This window comes from Roseivirga sp. UBA1976, assembly GCF_002336325.1.
In the GTDB taxonomy this organism is placed as follows: domain Bacteria; phylum Bacteroidota; class Bacteroidia; order Cytophagales; family Cyclobacteriaceae; genus Roseivirga; species Roseivirga thermotolerans.
The window spans coordinates 17119-29506 of sequence record NZ_DDDQ01000098.1 but is presented as its reverse complement, the minus strand read 5'-3'; the positions used below and the strand labels follow the sequence as shown (position 1 = coordinate 29506).

At 44.5% G+C, this 12388-nt stretch carries 10 protein-coding genes and 1 riboswitch; of the genes, 5 read left to right on the top strand and 5 right to left on the bottom strand.

Features of this window, described 5'->3' with window-relative positions:
• Nucleotides 1–219 precede the first annotated feature (219 nt).
• Together B3763_RS09600 and carB are read right to left on the bottom strand one after the other, a co-directional pair.
• Nucleotides 220–465, bottom strand: coding sequence for a DUF4834 family protein (locus B3763_RS09600; RefSeq protein WP_189631553.1), 246 nt, complete (start codon nucleotides 463–465; stop codon nucleotides 220–222).
• 2 nt (nucleotides 466–467) lie between these two features.
• Nucleotides 468–3281, bottom strand: a complete 2814-nt coding sequence (gene carB, locus B3763_RS09595) for a carbamoyl-phosphate synthase large subunit (protein ID WP_189631552.1) — start codon at nucleotides 3279–3281, stop codon at nucleotides 468–470.
• A gap of 197 nt (nucleotides 3282–3478) precedes the next feature.
• Here carB and B3763_RS09590 point away from each other — a divergent pair, with 197 nt between their 5' ends.
• Nucleotides 3479–3892: a hypothetical protein gene (locus B3763_RS09590; protein ID WP_189631551.1), complete on the top strand. Its 414-nt coding sequence runs from the start codon at nucleotides 3479–3481 to the stop codon at nucleotides 3890–3892.
• A 99-nt stretch (nucleotides 3893–3991) separates the two neighbouring features.
• Here B3763_RS09590 and guaB read toward each other — a convergent pair whose 3' ends face one another.
• The 3 genes from guaB to B3763_RS09575 all read right to left on the bottom strand — a co-directional run bounded on the left by guaB (nucleotide 3992) and on the right by B3763_RS09575 (nucleotide 7294).
• Nucleotides 3992–5461 (bottom strand): IMP dehydrogenase, encoded by a 1470-nt coding sequence (gene guaB, locus B3763_RS09585; protein ID WP_189631550.1) that lies wholly within the window; start codon nucleotides 5459–5461, stop codon nucleotides 3992–3994.
• A 104-nt stretch (nucleotides 5462–5565) separates the two neighbouring features.
• On the bottom strand, nucleotides 5566–6726 hold the full coding sequence (locus B3763_RS09580) for an aminotransferase class V-fold PLP-dependent enzyme (RefSeq protein WP_286746000.1): 1161 nt from the start codon (nucleotides 6724–6726) through the stop codon (nucleotides 5566–5568).
• Nucleotides 6716–7294 (bottom strand): thioredoxin family protein, encoded by a 579-nt coding sequence (locus B3763_RS09575; RefSeq protein ID WP_189631548.1) that lies wholly within the window; start codon nucleotides 7292–7294, stop codon nucleotides 6716–6718. Before B3763_RS09575 ends, B3763_RS09580 begins: the two co-directional genes overlap by 11 nt.
• A gap of 11 nt (nucleotides 7295–7305) precedes the next feature.
• On the opposite strand from B3763_RS09575, the gene pnuC reads away from it, so the two are divergent.
• From pnuC to B3763_RS09555, 4 genes are all read left to right on the top strand, one after another.
• Nucleotides 7306–7950 carry a nicotinamide riboside transporter PnuC gene (pnuC, locus tag B3763_RS09570; protein WP_286745998.1) on the top strand — a complete coding sequence of 215 codons (645 nt, stop codon included), beginning with the start codon at nucleotides 7306–7308 and terminating at the stop codon, nucleotides 7948–7950.
• Entirely contained in the window at nucleotides 7947–8456 is a 510-nt protein-coding gene (locus B3763_RS09565) for an ATP-binding protein (RefSeq protein ID WP_286745996.1), read from the top strand. The genes pnuC and B3763_RS09565 overlap by 4 nt, the downstream gene beginning before the upstream one ends.
• 65 nt (nucleotides 8457–8521) lie before the next feature.
• Nucleotides 8522–8636: riboswitch (TPP riboswitch) on the top strand.
• A 50-nt stretch (nucleotides 8637–8686) separates the two neighbouring features.
• Entirely contained in the window at nucleotides 8687–11143 is a 2457-nt protein-coding gene (locus B3763_RS09560; protein WP_286745994.1) for a TonB-dependent receptor, read from the top strand.
• 294 nt (nucleotides 11144–11437) lie between these two features.
• Nucleotides 11438–12388 (top strand): ROK family protein (locus B3763_RS09555; RefSeq protein WP_286745992.1); only part of this gene is annotated, 951 nt, incomplete at its 3' end.

The following is a 12388-nucleotide window of genomic DNA, read 5'->3' as shown; positions in this document are numbered from 1 at the left end:
AATGGCTGTTAAAAGACGCTGTGAGGACACAGCTTGTGGCTGGTATACTGGGATCTAACTAATGCGATCTAAATGAGTAACCCTAAAAGTTTATTTAAAATTGGTTGCGGCATGCTCGACTTTTCTATTTGGGTTCAATTCAAATGTTTAAGTAAAATATGCATAAACAAAAAAGGGGCGATTTGATTTCAAATCGCCCCTTTTTTATATCATACTGGCTTATTTCACCTCTTCATAATCTACGTAGTCTCCACCTTTGTAGTTCTCCGAAGACTTTTTCGAAGGTTTTTTCGGGGCATAGTCAATGTTTACATTTCCATCAGAAGGTTTTCTGTGCGATCTGCCGCTATTGGAAAAACCTCTATGTTGTTGTTGCTGGGCTTGTCCGAGCCCCACAGAAAACAACTTAAAAACGGATCGTATGACCCAGAAAATAAGGACGAAAATAAGGATTAACCGAATCAACTTTATCTACTTAAATATTGGTTACGTTTTGAGTAAATATCCAGGAAGTAGTCATCCATTAAATCATCGATAAAGTAGATGGCTTCTCCTGTAGACTTCATCTCAGGCCCAAGTTCCTTATTCACATTCGGGAATTTGTGGAATGAGAAAACCGGTTCTTTAATGGCGTAGCCTTTCTTAACCGGCTTAAATTCAAAGTCTTTCAGCTTCTTCTCACCGAGCATCACTTTTGTGGCATAATTCACATAAGGTTCCTGGTAAGCTTTGCCTATGAATGGAACGGTTCGTGAGGCTCGTGGGTTCGCCTCAATCACGTAAACGGTATCATTCTTAATGGCGAACTGAATATTAATCAGGCCAACGGTTTTTAGAGCCAGAGCAATCTTTTTAGTAATGGTTTCAATTTGTTGCATTACAAAGTCGCCCAAGCTATATGGAGGCAATACAGCATACGAGTCGCCCGAGTGAATTCCGGCCGGTTCAATGTGTTCCATTATGCCTATGATATAAACCTCTTCACCGTCACAGATTGCATCGGCCTCCGCCTCTATGGCTCCGTCCAGGAAGTGGTCTAATAACACTCTGTTGCCTGGAATGTCCTTGAGAATGTTCACTACGTGCTCTTCTAGCTCCTGCTCGTTGATCACAATCTTCATGCTTTGACCTCCCAATACGTAAGAAGGCCTTACCAGCAGAGGAAAGCCAAGTTCTTTAGAAAGCTCAAGGGCCTCGTCAGCATCTTCAATTACCCCGAACTTAGGGTAAGGAATATTGTTTTCGGCCAGGAGGGTAGAAAATCTTCCGCGATCTTCGGCCAGGTCGAGTGCTTCGAAGCTTGTGCCTATAATCTTAATGCCATAACGGTCTAGTTTTTCAGCCAGTTTAAGCGCGGTCTGACCACCCAATTGCACAATCACACCCTCAGGTTTTTCGTGCAGAATGATGTCGTATATGTGTTCCCAGAATACGGGTTCAAAGTAGAGCTTATCGGCTGTATCGAAATCGGTCGAAACCGTTTCAGGGTTACAGTTGATCATGATGGTCTCATAGCCACACTCTTTGGCGGCATATAAGCCGTGCACACAGCAATAGTCAAACTCAATTCCCTGTCCGATTCGGTTCGGGCCAGAGCCAAGCACTATAATTTTCTTGTTGTTACTTACCTCCGATTCGTTTTCCTGATCGAAAGTAGAGTAGTAGTATGGAGTTTGGGCTTCGAATTCGGCCGCGCAGGTATCTACCAGCTTGTACACCCGCTTAATGCCCAACTCGTGTCTTTTCTTAAACACCTCACTTTCCCAGCATTTCAACAGATGAGCAATTTGTCGGTCGGCATAGCCTTTTTCTTTGGCTGTTCTCAACAGGCGCTCGGGTAAGGTATCGAGTGAATATTGTTCAATTTCAGTTTCAAGCTCAATAAGTTCTTCAATTTGCTGAAGGAACCACTTATCGATTTTGGTTTTCTTCTGAATGGTTTTGAACGGGATACCTAGTTTAAAGGCATCGTAAATATGGAAAAGCCTGTTCCAGCTTGGGTTTTCAAGGCTATGAAGCAGGGCGGCCTGATCGGTCACTTCTTTGCCATCGGCACCAAGTCCGTTTCTTTTTATTTCCAGCGATTGGCAGGCTTTCTGAAGTGCCTCCTGGAAATTGCGGCCAATACCCATGGCTTCTCCTACAGACTTCATTTGAAGCCCTAGTTTTCGATCGGAACCTTTGAATTTATCGAAGTTCCAACGTGGGATCTTCACAATCACATAGTCCAGTGCAGGCTCAAAGAAAGCCGAAGTGGTTTTAGTGATCTGGTTCTTTAGCTCGTCCAGGTTGTATCCAATAGCGAGTTTTGCGGCAATCTTGGCAATGGGGTATCCGGTGGCTTTCGAGGCTAGTGCCGATGAGCGCGATACGCGTGGGTTGATTTCTATACCAATTATATCGTCTGTTTCGGGATTTACGGCAAACTGCACGTTACACCCTCCGGCAAACTGGCCGATGGCGTTCATCATTTTGATGGCCATGTCGCGCATGTTCTGATACACGGTGTCTGGCAGTGTCATGGCCGGAGCAACAGTAATGGAGTCTCCGGTGTGTACCCCCATTGGGTCGAAGTTTTCGATGGAACAAATGATGATAACGTTGCCAAGGTTGTCTCTTAACAACTCTAACTCATATTCTTTCCAGCCCAGAATACTTTGTTCAACTAACACTTCGTGAATGGGTGAGGCATCTAAACCTCTTTTCAGTGCTTCGTTGAATTCTTCCGGATTATCTACAAATCCGCCACCATAACCGCCCAAAGTAAATGATGGGCGTATTACTAGCGGGAAGCCAATTTCCTGAGCAATTTCTTTTCCTTTTAAGAAAGAGGTGGCAGTTTCTCCGCGGCAAACGTCTACACCAATTTCAATCATTTTATGCCTGAACTTTTCACGGTCTTCCGTGGTCTCAATGGCATTAATATCTACACCAATTATGCGCACCCCGTATTTTTTCCATATCCCTGCTTTGTCGCAGTCAATGGCCAGGTTAAGTGCAGTTTGACCACCCATGGTAGGTAGCACTGCATCGATTTGGTGTTTTTCCAGAATTTCTATGATCGATTTTTTGGTTAATGGCTTGAGGTAAATGTTGTCGGCCATAACCGGGTCGGTCATAATGGTTGCCGGGTTAGAGTTAATGAGGGTTACTTCTATTCCCTCTTCCCGCAACGATCTGGCGGCTTGAGATCCTGAATAATCAAACTCACAGGCTTGTCCGATAATGATAGGTCCACTTCCGATGATTAGGATGGACTTGATGCTGTTGTCTTTAGGCATTTTTTAGGTAGAGAACGACTTGTTGACTTAGGTACAAATTGGCACAAAGTTAGGCCATAATGCTTACAATCAAAACCAGCTTGATATTAATGTGGTATATATTGGCTGAGACAATTCTTGAAGGGCATAAAGCCTCTTTTTATAGAAAAATTGTGCTATTTTCAATGCGCTGATATTCTAAAACAATGGTTATGAAAATGAAAAAATCGATACAGATAATGTGCGCCTTTGCTCTGCTTTCTGTGGTGCTTGCAGGCTGTGCTGCATCGGGTACCACCACTAATTCTTCGGCCAAAAAGGCTGTTAAAGCTAAGGTATATGACCCAACCGGAGTATGGGAGTATTTTGTCAATACGCCCGATGGTGGTAGTTCAGGTACTATGCGAATTAGCGGTAACCCGGGAGCCTACACTGCCAGTCTTGAAACTGATCAGTTTGGAGTACTGGAGATGAATGGCGTAACGGTGCAGGACAGAAACCTCACCGGAAGTATTGAAGTAATGGGTACGGTGGCAGAGATTGAGTGCCAGTTTGATGGAGATACTATGGATGGAGCTGTTTACATGGGGCAGGATACTTTCCCTATGTCGGGCAAGCGTGTGAGTAAATAAACTCCTCCACATAAAACACAAAGCGAGCGCCTGAGAGGTTTCATGTACCTTTAGGCGCTCGCTTTTTTTGCCCAATATTCTCAGGCTGTATGAAATGAGTTATCGGCTATAGTTTGGAGCTTCACGAGTAATGAACACATCGTGAGGGTGGCTTTCTCGCACTCCTGCTCCGGTTATTTTTACAAACTTGGCTTTTTGAAGCTCCTCTATTGTGGCGGCACCACAGTAGCCCATGCCGGCCTGCAAGCCTCCTGTAATCTGATAAAGTACCTCTTGCACCAGGCCTTTGTAGGGCACTCTGCCTACAATACCTTCGGGTACCAATTTTTTAATATCGTCTTCAGCATCCTGGAAGTAGCGGTCTTTAGAGCCATCTTCCATGGCTTCTACAGAGCCCATGCCACGGTAAGACTTGAATTTTCTGCCTTCGTAGAGTATTACTTCGCCCGGAGCTTCTTCGGTTCCGGCCAGTAGCGAACCAATCATTATGGTGTTGGCTCCGGCTGCTATGGCTTTAACCACATCGCCAGAGTATCGTATTCCGCCATCGGCTATAATCGGAATACCTGCGTCTTTCACTGCTTTGGCGGCCTCATATACGGCCGAAAGTTGTGGCATACCTACTCCGGCAATTACACGGGTTGTACAGATACTACCCGGGCCTACTCCCACCTTAATGGCATCGGCTCCGGCATCGGCAAGGGCTTTTGCCGCTTCGGCTGTAGCAATATTTCCTACTATCACATCTAAATTGGCAAATGCCTTTTTTATACGCTTGGCCGTATCAATCACCCCTTTGGAGTGCCCATGAGCAGTGTCTATGCTCACTACGTCTACTCCGGCATTGACCAGTGCCTGAATACGCTCGTCAATATCTGGAGTAACTCCAACAGCCGCTCCCACACGTAAACGACCGTACTCATCTTTACAAGCGTTGGGCCTGTTTCGGTTTTTAAGAATGTCTTTGTAGGTGATAAGTCCTGTTAACTTACCTTTTTCGTCAATAATGGGGAGTTTTTCAATTTTGTATTTCTCCAATACCCCTTCAGCCTCGTCAAGACCAATGCCCATTTTGGCTGTAATGAGGTTTTCGCTGGTCATTATTTCTCTGACCGGGGTGGTCATGTCTTTGATAAAGCGCATGTCGCGGTTGGTAACTATTCCTACCAGAAGCTTGTCTGCATCTACCACAGGAATACCACCTATCTTGTTCTCACGCATTATTTGCTCGGCCTCTCTGGCGGTGCTTTCTACGTGCAGAGTGATGGGGTCTAAAATCATTCCACTCTGAGAACGTTTCACCTTTCTTACCTGCAGAGCTTGTTGCTCCACAGTCATGTTTTTGTGAATAAACCCAAGGCCTCCTTCAAGGGCCATGGCAATGGCCAGCTTGTATTCGGTAACAGTATCCATAGCAGCCGACACCAATGGAATATTCAGTTGAATGTTCTTGGTGAGCCATGTTTTGGTAACTGTATTTCTTGGAAGAACTTCGGAGTAACCCGGCAGAAGAAGCACATCGTCATAGGTCAGTGCTTCAAAAAGGAATTTGTCAGTATCGAGTGGCATAGCAAATAAATACGTGGTTTTATTTGCCGGACAAAATTACGCAGATTGTAGGATTGAAAAAAATATGTTTCAACAAATAAATTTCAATCTTCTGCCTGGCACGTTCAGACCATAGTTTTAACCTTAAAGGTCTCTACTAATTTTTCCAGATCAGCTTCGGAGTTATATAAATGTGGTGAAACCCGAATGGAATTTCCTCTAATAGAGACATAGATTCTTTGTATTTCAAAACGTTGCCTTACCTCTTCCATATTCATATGTTCCGGCAATCTGAGTCCAAACAGATGTTCTCCCCTGAAGGCTTCATCTTCAATCTGAATACCCAAGTCTTTCAATTCTTTGAGATAAGGGGCTGTGATGTTTTTACAGTAGGCCTGAATGTTGGCCGGTCCCCACTCATTGATCTGACGAATGGCTCTGGTGAGCATAGGCGTAAGAATGAAGTTGGCACTTTCGCCCACTTCGTAGCGGATTGAACCGGGTTGGTATTCATTCTGGTAATTAATCAGATTTCGAAAATCCTCACTATGAAGTCTGTTCATCCAGTTGTTTTCTATGGGGCTGCCTTCGTTAAAGTATTCTCCGAAATAGGCTATGCCCAAGCCGTAGGGCCCCATTAGCCATTTATAGCCTGTTGCAACTACGGCATCGGGCTTGAATTCCTGTACATTAAAGGGTAGGGCACCAATGGACTGTGTTCCGTCTATTACCAGAATGGCACCTACTTCATCGGCTCTTTTGCGAATGGCTTTCAGGTCGAATTTGGTGCCATCGGCCCAATGCACATGCCCGCAAGCAACCATTTTTGTGTTGGTATCAATGGCTTCAAGCAGTTTTTCATTCCAGCTTTGGCCACGTCCGGTTTTTAGTTGAGGTGCTGTTATATACTTAATGGTAATTCCTCTTTCTTTTTCCAGCGCTTTCCATGCATACACATTGCTGGGGAATTGCTCATCGGCCAATACAATGTTGTCTCCCTTACCGGCTTTCAGGTTTTTGGCCACATTGGCCAGCGCATACGATACAGAAGGCACAATGGCACATTGCTGTTCGGAGCGGGCATTGATGAGTTTGGCAAACTCTGTGCGGAGTGCGCGAGTATTATTAAAGAAGTCTTCCGGCTTTACAGAGGTGGGGTCGTCTTTGCCATACAAAGACCTAACCCCTACTTCGGCTACCGCTTTAAGCTGCGGAGACATATAGCTGCAGTTGAGATAGGTGATGTCGTCCGGTAGACTGAAGAGCTCTTTTTGATTAGTTAGCATTTTGGTTGATGATTAATTCCATAGAGTGTTCGAATGAAACTTCCGGTTCCTCCAAAATTCGCCCAATTTCTTCTCCGTTGCGCAAGAATATGATGGTCGGAGTTTTTCTAATGTCCCAGTTCTTTTCTTTCTCTAAGCGGCTTTTTTTATTTACATCTACCCCATACAATTCCAGCCGGTCGGCTATGCCCAATTCTTCACAAACTCTAATGAGTCTTGGTATTTCGCGGTTGCTATCATGACACCAGGTGCCCATAAAAGCCAGAATACGCAGCCCTTTGAGGTTTTTCTTCCTGATGTCTTTAAGAGTTTCTGTATCGACCAGATACGTTTTGTAATTGGTGTTGAACCATATTTTGTATGGCATTTTGCTCAGGCCTTCTTTGGTTATAGGCCCGTTCAAAATCTTATCTACATATTCAGATACGCTTTCGGTCTCTACATTGTATTCTTTTTCTTGTGCGGTGATAAACGTTGGGAATATTACCATTATCACTATCAGGGCCAGTATTGCTTTGAGCATTTCCATGTTTGTTTTTTCAACCAACGAAATATACCAATTAATCATATCTTTGGGCCATGCACCTAAACGAGATTTGGCAGGATATTGTCGCCAATGTTCAAGCTTTTGACTTTTGGGGCCTCATTGCTTTTGTTTCCGGAATTCTGGCCGTAGTCTACCTTATTAAGGAGAATATATGGACCTGGCCGTTCGGGATTATCTACACCATTATTTCCTTGTTTGTCTTTTATGAGTCGCGATTATATGGCGACTTGTTGCTACATATTTTCTTTTTGGTGCTTAATGTTTATGGTTGGATACACTGGGTTAAGGGTAAGGAAAAGAAACAAGAAGCCCTGCGTGTTACCCGACTTTCGCTTGGTTCGGGTCTCACATACCTCGCTGTTTCAGGTCTATTTATTTACCTCTTTGCCCAGTTTTTAATGCAGCTGCCGGTGTGGTTCGAAGGAATTGATGCACCAAGCTTACCTTACTGGGATAGTGCCACTTCTATGTTGAGCGTAACGGCCATGTGGCTTACGGCCAGAAAAAAACTGGACAACTGGTACTACTGGTTTGCCATAGACGTACTGGCTACGGGCATCTACTTTTACAAAGAACTTTATTTCTACTCTGTTTTATATCTGGTGTATATTTCAATGGCGGTGGCCGGGTACCTGGCTTGGAAAAAGAGTATGCACCTCAACCCGATTAGCGAATGATTACAATTGCCGTAGTGGGGCCGGAAAGTACAGGAAAAACTACTCTTACTGAAGCTTTGGCCGCACACTATAAAACCCTTTGGGTGCCGGAATATTCAAGAGAATTTCTAACCAACCTTAACAGACCTTATATACAAAACGACCTTATTGCAATTGCTGAAGGACAGTTGCGTGAAGAAAGGAAGTATAGAAAGCAGGTAAAAGACTTACTGTTTTTAGATACCGACCTGTTTGTTATTAAAATTTGGAGCGAGTTTAAATATGGCCATTGCGACCCTTGGATATTGCAGCAACTATCCATGAATCAGGCCTCTTATTACCTGCTCACCTACTACGATGTGCCCTATGAAGAGGATCCGCTACGGGAAAGCCCCGAAAATCGTCCTGAGCTTTTCGATTTGTATGAAAGGGCCTTGAAAGAGTATGGGGTAGCATATGAGGTAGTGCAAGGTTCTTTTCAAAAAAGGCTGGAAACAGCCATTCAAAAAATAAATTCTATCCTATAGCACAACCAGTGCTTGCGCCAGGGTAAAATAGTTTTTCGTTTTTGATAAACTAAGTTTACTTTTGCGCCCAATAATAGGGGTGCCTTTTCCCGTTCATTCGGGATGAAATACAGGCTGAGATTATACCCATAGAACCTGATGCAGGTAATGCTGACGCAGGGACGTGGTGGTCTAACGTTTTAGGTTGGCTTCCCCTAGCCGCCATTGTTGAACCATTAAAAATCAATTCAATGAAAAAGTTGTTCGTGGCATCGGTTCTAATGCTGATGTTCACACAGATGTATGCTCAAAGCAACATCAAAGGAAAAGTGGTAGACAGCACCACGGGAGAAGCTGTTTTTGGAGCCAGTGTTATGCTCAGTCCGTCACAGCAGGGTACCGTAACCAATGTGAGTGGAGAATTTGAGTTGCCCAATGTTGCATCGGGTAATTACACACTCATGGTATCTATGATTGGTTATGTGAAGCTGTCGCAAAAAGTAACTGTCAACGGAGCGGTAGAGCTTCTGTTGGAGTTAGTGCCAGACACCCGACAGTTGCAAGATGTAATTGTTACCGGCACCAGGGCCAATGAAAAAACGCCTACCACCTTTACCAATGTATCAGCTGAGGAAATTGAAAAGCAAAACCTTGGGCAAGACTTGCCTTTCTTGCTTAACTGGACTCCCTCAGTAGTAGTTACTTCCGATGCCGGGGCGGGTGTTGGTTATACAGGCATTCGTGTGAGAGGAAGTGACCCCACACGAATCAACGTTACCATCAACGGAATTCCTGTAAACGACTCAGAATCGCAGGGAGTTTATTGGGTAAATATGCCCGATTTTGCCTCTTCAACCTCTTCCATACAAGTACAAAGAGGAGTGGGCACATCGACCAACGGAGCCGGAGCTTTTGGCGCATCCATTAACCTTTTGACCAATGGAGTGAGCTCTGTACCGAAAGCTCAGGTAAACACCAGCGTGGGTTCTTACAATACGCAAAAATACAATGCCATTTACTCAACCGGACTATTGGCCAATAACTGGGCATTTGAAGGGAGATTGTCTCGTATAGCATCAGATGGCTATATCGACCGGGCCTCTTCAGACCTTGAGTCTTACTATGTTTCCGGAGGCTATTTCGGTAAAAAAACCAGTCTTCAGTTAATTCATTTTGCCGGAAATGAGAAAACCTATCAGAGCTGGTGGGGAACTCCCGAGGCTAGGTTGAGAAACGATGCCGCAGGCATAGAAGAGGTTATTGCCAACAATGGCTACAACGCTCAACAGGCCGCCAACCTTAGAAACTCAGGTAGAACATTCAACTATTACCTATACGATAATCAGGTAGACAATTACGGGCAAGATCATTATCAGCTTCATTTTAGCCAAAATCTGGCCGAAGGTTGGAACCTGAACACTGCATTGCACTACACCCGGGGAGCCGGTTTTTTTGAGGAGTTCAAAGACGATGAAGATCTGGTAGATTATGGCTTGCAAGAAGTAACCGTAGGTAATTCTACCATTAGCTCTACAGATCTGATTAGAAGAAGGTGGCTCGACAATGATTTTTATGGAATTACCTACGACCTGAACTATGAGGCCTCTAAGGTGCAAGCCACCTTGGGTGGAGCATTTAACGAATATGATGGTTTGCATTTTGGCGAAGTAATATGGGCGCGCTATGCCAGCAACGGAGACATACGCCATCGCTGGTATGAGAGCCGCTCTGATAAAACAGATTTCAACACCTATTTAAAGGTAAACTTGCAGGCTACTGAACAACTCAACTTGTTTGCCGATGCACAAATAAGAACGGTACGTTACAGAGGAAAGGGAACCGATAATGATTTGCGCACTATAGACTTCGACCATAACTACACCTTCTTTAACCCCAAGTTTGGTCTTACCTACAACTTAAGTGAACAGACCGCTCTGTATGGTTCTTTTGCTGTTGGTAATAAAGAGCCTAACCGATCAGATATTATTGATGCTGTGCCCGGCACGGCTCCATCTCACGAAACCCTCAACAACATAGAGTTTGGCTTTAGAAAAAGAACTGCTAGGGCAGCTTTTGAGGTTAACTATTATTTGATGGATTACAAGAACCAGCTTGTACTAACTGGCGATGTGAACGATGTGGGGGCGGGTATTCGCACCAATGTGCCGGACAGCTACCGCATGGGGGTAGAACTGGCCGGAGGCATGCAAGTTGCCGAGTGGTTCAAGTGGCAGGCCAACCTTACGCTCAGCCGAAATAAAATTAAGGCCTTCGAAGAAATTATTTATGACTACGGGCCGGCCTTCGATGAGTTTAATGAGGTAAGAACTCAGTTTAACGATACCGACATTAGCTTTTCGCCAAATGTTATTGCGGGCGCACAGCTTACGTTCACTCCAGCGCAGTCGTTCGAAGTTAGTCTGTTGTCTAAGTATGTGGGCGATCAGTATCTTGACAATACGTCTAATGAGAATCGTAAAATCGATGCGTTTTTTGTCAACGATGTTCGCTTCAACTACACCTTGGCTACTCGCTTCATCCGCCAGATAGATCTAAGCCTGCTAGTGAATAACATTTTCAATGTAGAGTATGAGTCCAATGGCTATACCTTTGGTTATTATGGTGGTCTTGACTATGAGGTAAGAGAAAACTATTACTACCCACAGGCTGGTACAAACTTCCTTTTTTCTGTAGGGTTTAATTTCTAAGTCCAGCCTATTGTATTTCCGGTGATGGTAGCCCGAAAGCGGTTACTGTTACCGGAATTTTTTTACCAACCGAAGGGTTTCAAAGTATGCCGATAGCTGATAGCCTGATGACGTGCCGGAGCTCTGTAAGGGCCAATTATTTTTATGCAATCGTTTACCTAAAAACTCATTCGGCCTTTCCTGCTTATCAACAGCGAATCTGCATATTGTACTAATTTTAAATCATCGCATTTGCGAACGCATTAATTTGGCTTAATTCGCAATATGTAGTGATTGGTATGAAAAAGTGATGTCATGAGAGAGACAGCCATTGGAATAGATATTGGCGGAACTTTTACCAAGTTTGGCCTGAGCGATGTGGAGGGTAATATCCTGATGGAAGGGTCCATTCCAACATATACCCACAAGGAAATTAAGCCTTTCCTCGATGCCTTGAGCCAGGCTATTCAGGAAAACCTGGATAAGCTGAATGAGCCCATAGAAATTATGGGGATAGGAATAGGGGCGCCCAATGGCAATTATTATAAAGGTACCATAGAATACGCTCCCAATCTTCACTGGAAGGGCATTGTTCCCTTTATAGAGATGTTTCGCGAGTACTTTGACCTGCCCATGGTGCTTACCAACGATGCCAATGCGGCCGCCATAGGCGAAAAGGTGTTTGGTGGAGCGAAAGACATGAACGACTTTATTGTGATAACTCTGGGAACCGGGCTGGGGTCCGGATTAGTAACCCGGGGTAAACTCATTTATGGCCATGATGGCTTGGCGGGTGAATTGGGTCATACCAACGTGTATCCAGATGGGAGAGAGTGTAATTGCGGAAAACGAGGGTGTTTAGAAACCTACGCCTCGGCTTCCGGTATTAAACGGACCGTGTTTAAGTTATTGGCTACCAACAATGTAGAAACGCCTCTTCGTTCATATACATACGAGTCGTTAACTGCGAAAAAGATTACGGAAATGGCACTGGAGGGTGATCCTATAGCCCTTGAAGCCTACGAATATACCAGTGATATACTGGGGCTGAAGCTGGCCGATGCTGCGGCTGTTACCAGCCCCGAAGCCATTTTCCTTTTTGGAGGCTTAGCCAAGGCAGGCGATATACTCATTGAGGCTACCAAAAAATCGTTTAACGAATATCTGTATCCTGGCTACAAGGGTAAGATTGAAATTAGGTTGTCCGACCTGATGGATAAGAATGCCGCGGTGTTGGGAGCCAGTGCGTTGGTATGGAGCGAAATT